Source organism: Micromonospora sp. NPDC048830 (assembly GCF_043198215.1).
Lineage (GTDB): Bacteria > Actinomycetota > Actinomycetes > Mycobacteriales > Micromonosporaceae > Micromonospora.
In genome coordinates this window covers 36828-52306 of the sequence record NZ_JBICUP010000026.1, presented here as the reverse complement: position 1 = coordinate 52306, position 15479 = coordinate 36828, and the positions used below count along the sequence as shown (strand labels likewise).

At 73.2% G+C, this 15479-nt stretch carries 14 protein-coding genes; 6 read left to right on the top strand and 8 right to left on the bottom strand.

The window, feature by feature from the left end:
- Window positions 1-66 precede the first annotated feature (66 nt).
- The 4 genes from ftsE to pruA all read right to left on the bottom strand — a co-directional run bounded on the left by ftsE (window position 67) and on the right by pruA (window position 4478).
- The gene (gene ftsE / locus ACGFIZ_RS21710) at window positions 67-747 is read right to left on the bottom strand and encodes a cell division ATP-binding protein FtsE (protein WP_151464293.1); all 681 of its coding nucleotides are present in this window, start codon (window positions 745-747) and stop codon (window positions 67-69) included.
- 118 nt (window positions 748-865) lie between these two features.
- Window positions 866-1987: a peptide chain release factor 2 gene (gene prfB / locus ACGFIZ_RS21705; RefSeq protein WP_393421835.1), complete on the bottom strand. Its 1122-nt coding sequence runs from the start codon at window positions 1985-1987 to the stop codon at window positions 866-868.
- A 178-nt stretch (window positions 1988-2165) separates the two neighbouring features.
- Window positions 2166-2684, bottom strand: a complete 519-nt coding sequence (locus ACGFIZ_RS21700) for a PadR family transcriptional regulator (RefSeq protein ID WP_393421833.1) — start codon at window positions 2682-2684, stop codon at window positions 2166-2168.
- 165 nt (window positions 2685-2849) lie between these two features.
- The gene (gene pruA / locus ACGFIZ_RS21695; protein WP_393421831.1) at window positions 2850-4478 is read right to left on the bottom strand and encodes an L-glutamate gamma-semialdehyde dehydrogenase; all 1629 of its coding nucleotides are present in this window, start codon (window positions 4476-4478) and stop codon (window positions 2850-2852) included.
- Window positions 4479-4841: 363 nt separating this feature from the next.
- On the opposite strand from pruA, the gene ACGFIZ_RS21690 reads away from it, so the two are divergent.
- Window positions 4842-5039: a hypothetical protein gene (locus tag ACGFIZ_RS21690; protein WP_393421829.1), complete on the top strand. Its 198-nt coding sequence runs from the start codon at window positions 4842-4844 to the stop codon at window positions 5037-5039.
- Between the two features lie 312 nt (window positions 5040-5351).
- Window positions 5352-6533 carry a hypothetical protein gene (locus tag ACGFIZ_RS21685; protein ID WP_393421827.1) on the top strand — a complete coding sequence of 394 codons (1182 nt, stop codon included), beginning with the start codon at window positions 5352-5354 and terminating at the stop codon, window positions 6531-6533.
- 118 nt (window positions 6534-6651) lie between these two features.
- Here ACGFIZ_RS21685 and ACGFIZ_RS21680 read toward each other — a convergent pair whose 3' ends face one another.
- On the bottom strand, window positions 6652-7152 hold the full coding sequence (locus tag ACGFIZ_RS21680) for a DUF6912 family protein (protein ID WP_393421825.1): 501 nt from the start codon (window positions 7150-7152) through the stop codon (window positions 6652-6654).
- Window positions 7153-7358: 206 nt separating this feature from the next.
- Here ACGFIZ_RS21680 and ACGFIZ_RS21675 point away from each other — a divergent pair, with 206 nt between their 5' ends.
- Entirely contained in the window at window positions 7359-7586 is a 228-nt protein-coding gene (locus tag ACGFIZ_RS21675) for a helix-turn-helix domain-containing protein (protein WP_393421822.1), read from the top strand.
- Between the two features lie 100 nt (window positions 7587-7686).
- Complete coding sequence (locus ACGFIZ_RS21670; protein WP_393421820.1) at window positions 7687-8286, top strand: Rv3235 family protein; 600 nt, start codon at window positions 7687-7689, stop codon at window positions 8284-8286.
- Window positions 8287-8459: 173 nt separating this feature from the next.
- Here ACGFIZ_RS21670 and secA read toward each other — a convergent pair whose 3' ends face one another.
- A complete protein-coding gene (secA, locus tag ACGFIZ_RS21665; protein WP_393421818.1) occupies window positions 8460-11378 on the bottom strand; it encodes a preprotein translocase subunit SecA in 2919 nt (972 codons plus the stop codon).
- Window positions 11379-11540: 162 nt separating this feature from the next.
- Here secA and ACGFIZ_RS21660 point away from each other — a divergent pair, with 162 nt between their 5' ends.
- Entirely contained in the window at window positions 11541-12710 is a 1170-nt protein-coding gene (locus ACGFIZ_RS21660) for a GNAT family N-acetyltransferase (RefSeq protein WP_393421817.1), read from the top strand.
- On the top strand, window positions 12710-13825 hold the full coding sequence (locus ACGFIZ_RS21655; protein WP_393421921.1) for a GNAT family N-acetyltransferase: 1116 nt from the start codon (window positions 12710-12712) through the stop codon (window positions 13823-13825). Before ACGFIZ_RS21660 ends, ACGFIZ_RS21655 begins: the two co-directional genes overlap by 1 nt.
- Window positions 13826-13858: 33 nt before the next feature.
- Here ACGFIZ_RS21655 and hpf read toward each other — a convergent pair whose 3' ends face one another.
- Complete coding sequence (hpf, locus tag ACGFIZ_RS21650; protein WP_347668667.1) at window positions 13859-14494, bottom strand: ribosome hibernation-promoting factor, HPF/YfiA family; 636 nt, start codon at window positions 14492-14494, stop codon at window positions 13859-13861.
- Between the two features lie 255 nt (window positions 14495-14749).
- The gene (locus ACGFIZ_RS21645; protein WP_393421814.1) at window positions 14750-15472 is read right to left on the bottom strand and encodes a ComF family protein; all 723 of its coding nucleotides are present in this window, start codon (window positions 15470-15472) and stop codon (window positions 14750-14752) included.
- Between the last annotated feature and the right edge of the window lie 7 nt (window positions 15473-15479).

Below are 15479 nucleotides of genomic sequence, written 5' to 3'. Positions count from 1 at the left end.
GGGAATTCCTCCGGGATTCCGGCATGAGGTGATCGTCGTCAGGCTGAAGGGGGGTGGGGCGTCGGCTCACCCGTAGACGCCCCGGGCCTGGTCACGCACGATTCGGCCGCTCTCGATCTCGACGACCCGGCGGCGCATCTGGTTCACGATGTTGGAGTCGTGCGTGACCATCACCACAGTCGTCCCGGTGCGGTTGATCCGGTCCAGCAAGCGCATGATCTCGATCGACGTGTCCGGGTCCAGGTTTCCCGTCGGCTCGTCCGCCAGCAGGATCAGCGGACGGTTGACGAACGCCCGGGCGACGGCGACCCGCTGCTGCTCACCACCGGAGAGCTCGTGCGGGTAGCGGTGCTCCTTGCCACCGAGCCCCACCAGCTCCAGCACCTCGGGCACGACTCGGCGGGCGACCGCCTTGGTCTTGCCGATCACCTCGAGGGCGAACGCCACGTTCTCGTACGCGGTGCGGTTCGGCAGCAGTCGGAAGTCCTGGAAGACGCAGCCGATGGAACGGCGGAAGTGCGGTCGCTTCCACGAACGCATCGAGGTGACGTCCTTGCCGTTCACGATGACGCGCCCCTTGTTGGGGGTGACCTCGTGCAGCAGCATCTTGATGATGGTGGACTTGCCGGAGCCGGAAGGGCCGATGAAGAAGACGAACTCGCCCTTCTCGATGGAGACGGACACGTTGTCGAGCGAAGGCCGGGACGCCTTCGGGTACGTCTTCGTCACTTGCTCAAGCTGAATCACGGGTGGTGAGTCTACGCGGTGTAACCGATGAGCCAAGCGCCGCGCCCCGTCGGTGCGAGGCGCGTCATCGAAATGGCCGGTTGACGGAAGATCGATGACGCGCTCCGCCCTCGATCGATCACGCTGCGTCGTTCGCCATCGCCTGCTGCTTGCGCCACCGGATGCCGGCCTCGATGAAGCTGTCCAGCTCACCGTCGAAGACCGCGGTCGGATTGCCCGTCTCGTGCTCGGTGCGCAAATCCTTCACCATCTGATACGGGTGCAGGACGTACGAGCGCATCTGGTCGCCCCACGAGCTGGTGCTGCCGGTCTTCAGGCCGGCCAGCTTCTCCTCCTCCTCCTGCCGCTTGCGCTCCAGCAGCCGGGCCTGGAGCACCCGCAGCGCGGACGCCTTGTTCTGCAGCTGGGACTTCTCGTTCTGGCAGGTCACCACGATGCCGGTCGGGAGGTGGGTGATCCGTACCGCCGAGTCGGTGGTGTTGACGCTCTGGCCACCCGGGCCCGAGGACCGGTAGACGTCGATGCGCATCTCGTTCTCGGGGATGTCGATGTGGTCGGTCTGCTCGACGACCGGCAGCACCTCCACCCCGGCGAAGCTGGTCTGCCGGCGGCCCTGGTTGTCGAACGGGCTGATCCGGACCAGCCGGTGCGTGCCCGACTCGACGCTGAGCGTGCCGTAGGCGTACGGGACCTTCACCGTGAACGTCGCGGACTTCAGGCCCGCCTCCTCCGCGTACGAGGTCTCGTAGACCTCGGTCGGGTAGCCGTGCCGCTCGGCCCAGCGCAGGTACATCCGCAGCAGCATCTCGGCGAAGTCGGCCGCGTCCACCCCGCCCGCGCCGGCACGGATGGCCACCAGGGCCTCCCGGGAGTCGTACTCGCCGGAGAGCAGCGTACGGACCTCCATCTCCTGGATGGCCTTGGTGAGCCCGCCGATCTCGGTCTCCACCTCGGCGAGCACCCCCGGATCGTCCTCGGCCTGGGCCAGCTCCAGCAGCACGCCGGCGTCGTCGAGCCGGGAACGCAGGCCGCTCAGCTTGTTGATCTCGCCGTTGACGTACGACAGCTGGGAAGTCACCTGCTGCGCCTTGGCCTGGTCGTCCCACAGGTCCGGCGCGGAGGCCTGCTCCTCGAGGCGGGCCTTGTCCTCGCGCAGCCTGTCGAGGTTGAGCACGGCCTCGATGTTGCGCAGGGTGGCGTCGAGGTCCTTGAGCTGTTCGGCGTAATCGGCAGCGGTCACGAAGGACAAGCGTACTGCCGGGACGCGGGATGGGCCTGCCAGCCCCGCGGTCAGGTGCCGGAAGAACTCCCGGGCAGCGGCCGGCCGGGGCGCGGGCGGGGCTGCGGACCCGCCCGCTCCCCGGCGGCAAGTCCCCGTCGCGGCCCGATGGCGGGGTGGCGGGCCGGCTGGACGGGGATCAGCCGCCGACCGGGGCGCTCTTCAGCCAGGAGAGGGCGGCCTTGTGGTACGCCACGGCGAACTCCAGCGCGCTGGCGTCGAAGGCGTCGCCCTCCTTCTTGGCGTTCTTCACCTGTTCCCGCACCCGGGCGAGGGCCTCGCTGTGGTACTCGTTCGCCGACGCCTGCAGGTTGCGCAACTGGTTGCCCGAGTGCAGCGCGCCGAACGCGAACCGCAGGGCGACCGGGTTGCGGATGGTGTCCCGCCCCGGGTCCTCGGCCAGCCACCGGGAGAACGTCCGCTTCCCGGCCGCGGTGATCGCGTACGGCTGGCTGGACCGCGGGCCGGGCTTGCCCATCCGCACCAGGCCGCGCTCGGCGAGCACCGGGAGCTCCCGGTAGACCTGACTGCGGGTCATCGACCAGTACGGGGCGAGCCTACGCTCGGCGGCGGCCATCAGCTGGCCGCCTGTCATGGGCCCCTCGTGGAGCAGCCCGAGCAGGGCCGCCGCTGTGGGGTTGACTCCGGATTCCGCCATGCCCATTACGCTGCCACTTTGCCGTCCCGCCGTCCAGGATTTGCCATTTTCGCCACCCTGGAGACTTCCAATGTGCACTGTCGGCGGAAGACTGTCCGTTGAGGGCCGGACACCGGGCGTGATCTTGAGGGCCCCCGCCGCCGTGCGCGGGGGCCTCCGGACCGGTCAGGCCATGTGCGGGTACGTGTGGTCGGTCGGCGGGACGAACGTCTCCTTGATGGTCCGCGGCGACATCCAGCGGATCAGGTTGTGCCAGGAGCCGGCCTTGTCGTTGGTGCCGCTGGCCCGGGCGCCGCCGAACGGCTGCTGCCCGACCACCGCGCCGGTCGGCTTGTCGTTGACGTAGAAGTTGCCGGCCGCGTACCGCATCCTCTCGGCCACGGCGTCCACCACCCGCCGGTCGGTGGCGAAGACCGACCCGGTCAGCGCGTACGGGGCGATGGCCTCGGCCTGTGCGACGACCTCGTCGAACCGGGCGTCGTCGAAGACGTGCACGCCCAGGATCGGCCCGAAGTACTCGGTGGTGAACGTCTCGTGGGCGGGGTCCGTGCACTCGAACAGGGTCGGTCGGACGAACCACCCGACCGAGTCGTCGGCGGTGCCGCCCGCCAGCACGGTGCAGGCGTCGTCGCCGTTGATCAGCTCCAGCGCCGCGGTGTGCCGGTCGAACGCCCTGGCGTCGATCACCGCGCCGCCGAAGTTGCGGAAGTCGGTGACGTCGCCGTAGGTCAGCGAGTCGGCGGTGGCGGCCAGCCGGTCGCGCAGGCCGCCCTCCCAGATCGACCGGGGGACGTACGCGCGGGAGGCGGCGGAGCACTTCTGGCCCTGGTACTCGTACGCGCCCCGGATCAGCGCGGTGTGCAGCGCGTCCACGTCGGCGCTGGAGTGCGCGAGCACGAAGTCCTTGCCACCGGTCTCGCCGACCAGCCGGGGGTAGCCCCGGTAGCGGTGGATGTTCTCCCCGACGGCCCGCCACAGGTGCTGGAAGACCTTGGTCGAGCCGGTGAAGTGGATGCCGGCGAGGTCCGGGTCGGCGAGCACGACCTCGGAGACCTCCTCGCCGCGTCCGGTCACCATGTTGATCACACCGGGCGGCAGGCCGGCCGCCTCGAACAGCCGCATGGTGAAGTGCGCCGCGAACTGCTGGGTCGGGCCCGGCTTCCAGACCACGGTGTTGCCGAGCAGCGCCGGGGCCGAGGGCAGGTTGCCGGCGATGGCGGTGAAGTTGAACGGGGTGATCGCGTAGACAAAGCCCTCCAGCGGGCGGTGGTCGAAGCGGTTCCACACCCCGGGTGAGGAGAGCGGCTGCTCCTCGATCAGGCGCCGCGCGAAGTGCACGTTGAACCGGAGAAAGTCGATCAGCTCGCAGGCCGCGTCGATCTCGGCCTGGATCGCGGTCTTCGACTGGCCCAGCATGGTGGCGGCGTTGAGGGTGTCCCGCCACGGGCCGGAGAGCAGCTCGGCGGCGCGCAGGAAGATCGCGGCCCGCTCGGCGAAGGGCAGCGCCCGCCACATCGGGGCGGCGTCCTTGGCGGCCTTGACCGCGGACCGGGCGTCGTCGTGGGTGGCGTGCGCGGTGACGCCGAGCACGTGCGCGTGCTTGTGCGGCTGCACCACCTCGATCGACTCGCCGCCGGCCATCCGCTGCTCGCCGGCGATGGTCATCGGCAGGTCGACGCGCTCGGCGGCCAACTCGGTCAGCCGCCGCTGGAGCCGCTCCCGGTCGGCGCTGCCGGGCTCGTAGTTGCGGACCGGCTCGTTACGCGGCTCGGGTACGGAGAACACGGCGTCCATGAGGGCTCCTGGCGATCTCGACGGCGGTGGCGAAATCGGACCCGCGGGCACCGACCGGGCGGCCTGTGCCGCGCGCCGCGGGGTGGACCGGTCGCGGCGACGGGACCTTCCTCGATTCTTCCATGCGGCGGTCCCGCTCCCACCCCGCCCCGGCGGCGTCGCGCCCGCCCGCCGACGGTGCGACCCGTCGGGCCGGACCCGCCGAACCGTCGGACTTCGATACGTCGCGCCACCGGACCGTCGGCCCGCCAGCCGCCGGCCCTACGATCCGTCGGCACACCGCCATACCCTCGACTCGGGTTCGGCGGGTGCCCAGAGGGAGCGGGACATCGACGTACCCGCGCGGGCCGCTCCGCCGCCCGGGTGACTCCGCCCGCTCCGGTGATCCCGCCCGCCCGGGTGACTCCGCCCGCTCCGGTGATCCCGCCCGCCCGGGTGACTCCGCCCGCCCCGGTGATCCCGCCCGCCCCGGTGATCCCGCCCGCCCCGGTGATCCCGCCCGCCCCGGTGATCAAGAAGTTCGCGTCGGGCGCGACCGCGATTCTGACCGAAAGCTCTTGATCACCGAGGGCGGGCGCCCGGCGCAGGAGGCCGAACGGGGGCGGGGGCCGGACGGGGCAGGAGCCCGGACGGGGGCGGGGCCGGACGGGGCGGGGCCGGACGGGGGCGGGGCCGGACGGGGGCGGGGGCCGGACGAGGGCAAGGGGGCGGTCGGGGCAGGGACGGGGGCAAGAGGGCCGGGTGTGCGGGGTTGGCGGGGTGGCAGGGCAGCTGGCGGGGGCGGGTCCGCGTGCCGCGTACCCTCAATAGCCGGTGACCTGCCCGCCCGCCCGGCCGTGCCGGTGCGGCCCGGCGCCCGTCGAAGGGAAGACCATGAGCAACGAGCCCGGCGGCTCCAGCGCCGCGCAGCCGGACCGGCCGGACCGGCCGGTGGCGACCGTACCGGCCGAGCCGCGGCCGGCCGAGGAGGCCGCCGCGCGGGCCGACGAGACGGAGCTCGACGACGGGGTCACCGCGCCGGACGACGAGCCCGGGAACGCCGCGCCGGCGCGGGTCCCCGGCGCTATCGTGCTCGCGCCGCTGGCCGTGGGCTGGCTGGCCGCGATGCTGTGGTCCACCCGGGCCGCGATCCACTCCGCCGAGGCCGGGGTGACCGCGGTCAGCCTCTCCGCCTTCGCGCTGCCCGGGGTGATCTCGGCCGCGCTGGTCGCCGGCGGGGCGGTCGCCCTGGCGGTGACCAACCTGCTGGCCCGCCGCGGCGTGGACCGTGTCACCCCGCGCTTCGTCGTCGCGGTCGGCGCGGGCCTGCTGGTCGGGCTGGCCGCCGCGCTCGCGATCAACCTGACGTACTTCGACAACTCGACCACCAACGTGATCGCCGGCACCGCCGCCGCGGCGGCGATCGTCGGCGGCGCGGTGGCCGGCGCGGGCAACGCGCGGGTGGCCGGGGCGGTGGTCACCGCCGCGCTCGCCGCGCTCGTCTTCGTGGTGGCGTTCAGCCGCGCCCGGGACCCCCTGTTCGACCTGTTCGGCGCCGGCGACACCCAGGAGTCGATGGTTGGCGCCGCCAAGTGGGTGTCCCGCACCGAGTCCCTGCTCGCCGGCCTGCTCGCCGGGCTGACGGCCTTCGGCTACCTGACGTGGGCCCGGCGGCGGGCCGGGCGGCGGGACGAGGCCGCGCCGGCCCCCCGCTGGCCCGGTTACCTGCTCGCCGGCGCCGGCCCGGGCCTGCTCCTGCTGCTCGCCGAGATCGTCATCCGGGTCGGCGGACGGTCCCTGCTCGACCTGGCCGCCGCGCTCAGCGAGGCGGACGCGGTGGCGCAGACCTCCCTGGGCACCTCTCGGGTCGACAACGGCATCTGGGTGCTGTTCGTCGGGGCGCTCACCACGCTCGTCGCGTTCGGCCGCACCCTCGGCCCGGCGACCCACGACGACGCGACCCACGACGACGCGACCCACGACGACGCGACCCACGACGACGCGACCCACGACGACGCGACCCACGACGACGCGGCCCTCGACGACGCGGCGACCCCGGCAGCGCCGCGCCCCTGACGGCGCGGCTCATCACCCGGGCATCGCCGATCTTGCAGTTTCGGCCCTCGATCTGGGCGATTTGCCCAGTTCGCCCGGGCGGTAAGTGCAAGATCGCGGGTGACGACGGTCGGGGCGCCTAGCGCAGCAGTTGCTCCAGCTCCGTGACGTCGTACCACTCCAGCTCGTGGTCCTCGGCGCCGTCGACGGTGAACTGCGCGTCCGGGTCGCCGGCCAGCGCCTCGGCGGCGACGGCAGCGGCGGCGGTAACGTCGTCGACCGCCTCCTCGCCGTCGACGTGCAGCGCGGCGACCGCGGTCACCGGCACCGGGCGCACCACCCGGACGGCGCTGGAGCCCAGCACGTCGTCGGTGCGCCGCAGTGCCGAGGCGGGGACGTCCACCGAGACCACCACGCGCCGGCGGGGCGCCGCCGGGTCGGCCCGGAGCAGGAGCAGGGCGTCCTGGGCGGCCCGGGTGAACGCCACGTACTCCAGTTCCTCCTCGTCGCCCTCGACGTACCACTCCCGCAGGGACGGGGTGACCGCGTGCGCGTCCGTCTCGGGCAGGCCCTCGTTCCGCAGGCGGGCCAGCAGCGGCAGGATCGCCGGAACGTACACCCGGACAAGCTGGTCGGTCACGTCGTCTCTCCCGCTCCGCCTCCCGGGCTGGCGCGCGCCGGCCCGGGCGCCGATCATGCCGTACGCCGTGACCGTCATACACCCCGCACCCGCCGCACGGGAAGTCGCCGCGCGGTGCGCCGGAGCGTCGGCCCGCCCCGCGGACGGCGCCGATGTCGGCAGTGGGTGGCAAACTGAAGCAAACGACGCCAACCCCGGGGGTTTCCGTGGAGCCGAGGTTCCTGCTGCTCTCCGACGTGGCCGCCGAGCTGAACGTGTCGGACTCGCAGGTCTACCACATGGTGCGCAGCGGCGAGCTGCCCGCGATCAAGATCGGCGGGCGGGGGCAGTGGCGGGTGGAGCGGGCCCGCCTGGAGGAGTACATCCAGCGCAAGTACGACGAGACTGCCGAGTGGGTCCGGGGCAACCCCCTGACCGACCGCGACTCCGAGTAGCTCACCCATCGCCCACAGCCATTGACCCCGGGCAGTGCCATGCCTGAGAATCGGCGCTGTCGAAAGCAAACGAAGGCAAACGCAAGGATCGGGGGTAACGATGGCTGAATCACGCCGTCCCGGGCCGGCCCGTCCCGCCGTCCGGCTGCGCCCGGCGCCACCGGTCGACCCGCCCTGCACGGAGGAACCGGGCGACGGCTGGCCCCGCCCGGTCGCCGCCCAACTGGCCCTCGACCTGTTCGAGGCCCACCGGCGGGCACCCGCTCGGCCCGCCGGGCGGACGCACGGCCCCCGCCCCGCGCCGGGCGGCCCGGGGCGGGGCGGATCGTCGTTCCCGCCGGCCGCGCTGGTCACCGCCACCCCGGAGGCCACCCGGGCCGCGCAGCGGTTCGTCGCCACCTGCCTGGAGATCCTCAACGGGTACCGGCCGCTCGGGCAGATCCGCCCGATGAGCGAGCCGGCCTGTTCGGCGGACGTGGTGCAGGAGCTGGCCCGGGCCGCCGCCCGCACCGGCCCGGTGCGCCGCCGCTCGACCCGCCCGACGGTGCGGCTGCGCCGGCTGCGGGTCTGCGAGCCCCGACCCGCCGCGGTGGAGGCGGCCGCGGTCCTGGCCGGCGCCACCGGGCGCACCTGGGCCATGGCGCTGCGACTGGAGCACCGCCGGGGCCGCTGGCTCTGCACGGCGATGCAGGTCCTCTGACCGTTCCCGCCCCCGCCCGTCCGTCCCGCACCGTGACCAAGAGGTTTGCGTCGCGTTGCGGCACCAGCGTTGACGCAAAGCTCTTGATCACCGAGGCGCGGGCGGCGGGGAGCAGCAGCACGGCAACGGGCCCCGGCACCGCAGGTGCCGGGGCCCGTTCGCGTCGTACCGGGTCAGTTGCCGCCGTTGGCGGCGCCGTGGCAGCGCTTGTACTTGCGGCCGGAGCCGCAGGGGCAGGGCGCGTTGCGGGACGGACCGCCGGCGGTCTCCGCCTGGCCCGGCGTCGCCCGGCGGGCGGAGGCGGCCGCGACGGCCTGGCCGCTGCCGCCGAACGCGGCGGGGACGCGGGGCGCGTCCGGCTTGGCCGGGGCCGCCGGCCGGGCCGTGCTCTCGGGGCGGCCGCGCCGCACCGGGGGCGCCTGCTCGTCGGCCCGCTCGACGCCGACCGCGCCGGCGCCGGCCTCGCCGTCGATGGTCGGGGCGGAGTACTGCAGGCCCTGCTGCTGCGGGGCGCGGCCGAGGCCCTTGGCCCGGATCTCGACCGGCTTCTCCAGCAGCTGGACCTCCTCGGCCTCGGGCTCGGCCTCCTGGACCTGGACCTCGAGGTTGTAGAGGAAGCCGACCGTCTCCTCCTTGATGCCGTCCATCATGGTGGCGAACATGTCGAAGCCCTCGCGCTGGTACTCCACCACCGGGTCGCGCTGGGCGTACGCGCGCAGGCTGATGCCCTCCTGGAGGTAGTCCATCTCGTAGAGGTGCTCGCGCCACTTGCGGTCGATGACCTGGAGCAGCACCATCCGCTCCAGCTGGCGCACGCCCTCCTCGCCGAGCTGCTCCTCGCGCCGGTCGTACGCGGCGTGCGCGTCCTCCTTGAGGCGGGCGAGCAGGAAGTCCTGGTCCATGCCGGCCCGGGAGCCGACCTCCTCCTCCAGCTCCTCCAGCGTCACGCCCACCGGGTAGAGCTGCTTGAGGCTGGCCCAGAGCTGCTCGAGGTCCCAGTCCTCGGCGTACCCCTCGCTGGTGGCGCCGGTGACGTACGCCCCGACCACGTCGTCGATCATGTTGCGGACCTGGTCGGAGAGGTCCTCGCCGTTGAGCACCCGCAGCCGCTCGGCGTAGATGACCTGGCGCTGCTTGTTGAGCACCTCGTCGTACTTGAGGACGTTCTTGCGGATCTCGGCGTTCTGGCCCTCGATCTGGGCCTGGGCGCTCTTGATCTGGCGGGTGACCATCTTCGACTCGATGGGCACGTCCTCCGGGATGTTGAAGCGCTCCATCACGGCCTCGACCGCGCCGGCTCGGAACCGCTTCATCAGCTCGTCCTGGAGGGAGAGGTAGAAGCGGGACTCGCCCGGGTCACCCTGCCGGCCGGCCCGGCCACGCAGCTGGTTGTCGATCCGCCGGGACTCGTGCCGCTCGGTGCCCAGCACGTAGAGCCCGCCGGCGGCGGCGACCTCCTCCGCCTCGGTGTCGCAGGCCTGCTTCCACTTGGGCAGGACCTCCTCCATCGCCTTGGCGTACTCCTCCGCCTGCTCGACCGGGTCGAGGCCGCGCTGGCGCAGCTCGCTGGCGGCGAGGAACTCGGCGTTGCCGCCGAGCAGGATGTCGGTGCCCCGGCCGGCCATGTTGGTGGCGACGGTGACCGCGCCCTTGCGCCCGGCCTGGGCGACGATCTCCGCCTCCTTGGCGTGGAACTTGGCGTTCAGCACGGAGTGCGGGATGCCCCGGCGGCGCAGCAGCTGGGAGATGATCTCGGAATTCTCCACCGAGACCGTGCCGACCAGCACGGGCTGGCCCTGCTCGTGCCGCTCGGCGATGTCCTCGACCACGGCGTTGAACTTGGCCTTCTCGGTCTTGTAGATGACGTCCGGCCGGTCCTGCCGGACCATCGGCCGGTGGGTCGGGATGGTCACCACACCGACCTTGTAGACCTTGTTGAACTCGCCCGCCTCGGTCTGCGCGGTACCGGTCATGCCGGAGAGCTTGTCGTAGAGGCGGAAGTAGTTCTGGAGGGTGATGGTGGCCAGGGTCTGGTTCTCCTGCTTGATCTCCACCCCCTCCTTGGCCTCGATCGCCTGGTGCATGCCCTCGTTGTAGCGGCGGCCGTGCAGGATGCGGCCGGTGAACTCGTCGACGATCAGGACCTCGCCCTCGTTGACGATGTAGTCCTTGTCGCGCTTGTAGAGCTCCTTGGCCTTGATCGCGTTGTTCAGGTAACCGACGAGAGGGGTGTTCACCGACTCGTAGAGGTTGTCGATGCCGATCCGGTCCTCGACCTTGGCGACGCCCCGCTCGGTCACGGCGATGGTGCGCTTGGCGTAGTCGACCTCGTAGTCGCCCTCGCCGTCCTTGCCGGGCTGGAGCCGGGCCACCACCGTGGCGAACTCCTGGTACCAGCGGGCGGAGTGCTCGGCCGGGCCGGAGATGATCAGCGGCGTGCGGGCCTCGTCGATCAGGATGGAGTCGACCTCGTCGACCACCGCGAAGTTGTGCCCGCGCTGCACGAGCTCGTCCCTCGACCAGGCCATGTTGTCGCGCAGGTAGTCGAAGCCGAACTCGTTGTTGGTGCCGTAGGTGATGTCGCACTCGTACGCGGCGCGGTGCTCGCTGGCCGGCCGGTTCGGCAGGACGACGCCGACGGTGAGGCCGAGGAACTCGTGCACCCGGCCCATCCAGGCGGCGTCGCGCTGGGCCAGGTAGTCGTTGACCGTCACCACGTGCACGCCCTTGCCGGACAGCGCGTTGAGGTAGACCGGCATGACCGAGGTCAGGGTCTTGCCCTCACCGGTCTTCATCTCCGCGATGTTGCCGAAGTGCAGCGCCGCGCCGCCCATCACCTGGACGTCGTACGGGCGCTGCCCCAGCACCCGGGCGGCCGCCTCCCGGCACACCGCGAACGCCTCGGGCAGCAGGTCGTCGAGGGTCTCGCCGTCGGCCAGCCGCTCCCTGAACTGCACGGTCATCTCGCGCAACTCGGCGTCGGTGAGGTTGACGTAGTCGTCCTCGATCGAGTTGACGGCGGCCGCGATGGCCTTGAGCCGGCGCACCATGCGGCCCTCGCCGGCGCGGAGGACCTTTTCCAGAATCGACACGGATCAACGCTCCCCTAGACAGTCTCGAACCATCGTAGGCGCTCTGTCGGCGTGATGGTCACTGGTGGCGGCGGTCTGACCGGTCGAACCCGACATAACACTCGGGGCGCGGGCGACCGGCGGCGAATATCCGGTTACGCCCAGCGCGAACGATCCGGCACGATGGGTCAGGTGGAGCCCGTGGAGATCACCGAGGAAGGCCTGCTGCTGCGCCCCTGGCGGGAGGCGGACGCGGACGCCGTGCACCGCGCGTGCCAGGACCCGGACATCCGGCGCTGGACCACCGTACCCCGGCCGTACCTGCCCGAACACGCCCAAGCCTTCGTCACCGACATCAGCCGGGCGGCCTGGCGGGACGGCACCGGCGCCCCGTTCGCCGTCTGCGACGCCGGCACCGGCGAACTGCTCGCCTCCTGCGGCCTGGTGTCGCTGGACGGGGCCACCGACACCGGCGAGGTCGGCTACTGGGTGGCGCCGTGGGCCCGGGGCCGGGGCGTCGCCGTCCGGGCCACCCGGGCGGTCGCCCGGTGGGCGTTCGACGCGCTCAAGCTGCGCCGGCTGATCTGGCAGGCCGAGATCGGCAACCACGCGTCCCGGCTGGTCGCCCTCCGCAGCGGGTTCCGGGTGGAGGGTGAGCTGCGGCTGGCCTGCCCCGCGCCGGGAGGCCGCCGGGAGGGCTGGATCGGCTCGCTGTTCCCCGACGAACTGCTCGGCCCAACCGATCCCGGCCCGGCCGGTCCGGGCAGCGTCGAGGCCCGCCGGACGGCCGTCTTCGGCCGCCCCCAGCCCACCCTGTTCGCCACCGTCCGGGGCGCGGAGCTGCGGCTACGGCCGATGGAGGAGCGCGACCTGGACGCGATCGTCCGGACCTGCCGGGACCCGCACACGATCGCGTGGACCACCGTCCCGGCCCCGTACGAGCGGGCGCACGCCGAGGGGTTCAAGCGCGACTTCGCCGAGGCGGCCTGGGCGCGGGGCACCGGGGCGTACTTCGCGATCGCCGACGCCGACGACCGCTACGTCGGCTCGGTCGACCTGCGGATCTCGGCCGGCGACCCGGCGCAGGGCTCGGTCGGCTTCATGACCGCGCCGCACGCCCGGGGGCGGGGCTACATGCCGGCGGCGACCGCCGCCCTGGCCGCGTGGGGCTTCACCACCCTCGGACTGGCCCGCGTGGAGTGGCGGGCGGTCGTCGGCAACACCGCTTCCCGCCGGGTGGCCGAGAAGGTCGGCTTCACCCTGGAGGGTGTCGCCCGGGGCGCGCTCGTCGACCGGGACGGCGGCCGGATCGATGCCTGGGTCGCCTCGCTGCTCCCCGGGGACCTGGCGTGATCGCGCCGCCCCGGCTGGTCGAGGCCCACGGCGTCCGGCTGCGACCGTTCCGCCCCGACGACGCGGCGGACACGGCGGTCGGCTGCGCCGACCCGCTCACCCAGCGGTTCCTGGCCGGGCTGCCGAGTCCGTACACCAAGGCCGACGCCCGGTGGTGGATCACCGAGGGCGCCCCGGCGGCCTGGGCCGGCGGCGGGGCCGCGTACGCGATCGCCGACCCGGCGACGGACCGGCTGCTCGGCACGATCGGCCTGAGCAACCCGGTGCCGGCCCGGGGGCAGGCGGAGATCGGCTACTGGGTCGCCCCCTGGGGGCGCCGGCGCGGAATCGCCACCGCCGCGACCCGGGCGCTGGCCGAGGCGGCCTTCGCGCACGGCGCGGCCCGGCTGGAGCTGCTCACCCACGCCGAGAACGGCCCCAGCCAGCGGGTCGCGCTCGCCGCCGGGTTCCGCCACGAGGGGGTACGCCGCGCGGCCAGCACGACGCGCGACGACGGCCGACACGATCTGACCTGCTGGGTACGGCTGGCCGGCGACCCGCCCGGGCCGACGACCCGGACGCTGCCCGACCTGCCCGGCGGTCGGCTCAGCGACGGTGTGGTGACCCTGCGCCGGGTCGGTCCCGAGGACGTGCCGGGGATGCACCGGCTGCACACCCGGCCCGAGGTGATCGCCAGTCGGGTGCCGCCGGAGCCGCCGTCGTACGCCGACATCGAGCGGCGCTGCCGGCTGACGGAGAGCCAGTGGCTGACCGGCCGCGGCGCCGACCTGGCGATCCTGGACGCGACGACCGGGGAACTGGTCGGGGGGTGCGCGCTGTACCACGACGAGCCGAGCACCGGGCAGGCGATGATCGGCTACAGCATGCTGCCCGCCGCGCGGGGCCGGGGCCTCGTCACCCGGGCGGTACGCCTCGTCGCCGGCTGGGCGTTCGACCAAACCGGGATCGCACGGATCTGGGCCGGCACCCGCCCGGAGAACGTGGCCTCGCAGCGGGTGCTGGAGAAGGCCGGCTTCCGGCGCGAGGGCTTGATGCGCGGCCGGCTGCCCGGCACCGGGGGCGACCGCGTCGACACCGTGCTCTACGGCCTGCTCGCCACGGATCCTCCCCGCTGACCCCGTGGGCCAGCGGGGAGGCCGGTGAAGGGGTCAGGCTTCGAGGGAGATGATGCCGTAGTCGTAGGCGTGGCGGCGGTAGACGACGCTGGGGCGGCCGGACTCCTTGTCGTGGAACAGGTAGAAGTCGTGCCCGACGAGTTCCATCTGGAACAGCGCGTCGTCGACCGTCATCGGCTCGGCGGGATGGACCTTCGCCCGGGCGATGTGCCAGGGCTGGTCGTCGTACTCGTCCTCCTCGGCCCGCTCGGCGACGGCGGTGGCCGTGCCGCCCGGCTGGGCCAGAGCCCCGGCCAACTGGTCGAGGCCGGCGACCGGCAGGCCGGCGGTGGCCGCGGCGACGGAGATCGGCGCGTGCCGGCCGCGGTGGACCCGGCGGCGGTCCGCCGCCCGGCGCAGGCGGGTGTCCAGCTTGGCGATCGCGGCGTCGAGCGCGCTGTAGAAATCGTTGGTGCACGCCTCGGCCCGGATCACCGGGCCCCGGGAGACGCACGTTATCTCGACCCGCTGGCAATGGTCGGACTGGCGCGGATTGCGCTCGTGGAACAACTCGACATCGACGCGAATAAGTTTGTGGTCGTAGCGTTCGATCTTCGCGAGCTTCTCGGCTACGTGTACCCGGTAATGATCCGGGACCTCGACGTTGCGGCCCTTGACCACGATGTCCACGTGACCTCCCTTGTTCGGACGGTCGTTCGATCCGGAAATCCGGTCGACTCGCCCGCAGGGAGGCCCCCCGTTCAGGCGTCGACCGGTTGGTACGGCTACGCCTCCTCTCACCGCCGGCGGTGGGTGGGAACGCCCCTCCTACCCCCGACAGGGCAACGCTAACCCGTGCACGGCCGCCAGTCACCCCAAGTCGCCGGAAAGCCTCTTCATCCTTCACAGCTCATACACCTACGGGTGAAATGAGAACACGGAGGGTCACAACCTCCGGCGTCTTTCGGTCGCGGCGAGCACCGCGGCGACGCTGGGTGGGAGCCCGCTCACGGTCAGCACCCGGCTCACGGCGGCGAGGGTGACCCCCGTCGTGACGATGTCGTCGAGCACCACGACCGCCGGCCGGGAAGCCCCACGCGGGGGCCCGACGGCGACGGGCCCGGCCCGGGGGCGGAACGCGGCCTCCGCGGCCCGGGCCCGTCCGGCGCTGTCGAGGGTGACCGAGTCCGGTCGGGGAAGCGCGCGCAGCGGCCGCACCACCCGTACGGGCCAGCCGGCCCGCCGCAGCCGCGCCGCCGCGTGCCGGGCCAGCCGGCCCAGGTGGTCGCCGTAGCGGGCGCGGGCCGCCGCCGCGGTGTCGGGCACCGGAACCAGCAGCACCTCGCGCGCCGGGCCCGACCCCAGCGCCTCGGCCACCACCTCGGCGAGCAGCCCGCCCAGCGGGCGCGCCAGCCCGTGCCGGCCGCGTTCCTTGTACTCCAGCAGCGCCTCCCGCAGCGGCCCGGCGTACGGGCCCAGGGCGACGCAGGGCGGCAGGCCGGGCGGCGCCGGGGTAGGGCGGGCCGGCCGGGGCCGCAGCGCCTCCAGGGCCGCCACGCAGCCGGGGCAGAACCCGTGCCGGGTGGCGCGGCGCTCCCGGCACCCCGCGCACTCCGCCGGCAGCACCAGGTCGGTGAGGTCCGCCCAGAGCCCGCCGACGCCGCGCACCCGGGCC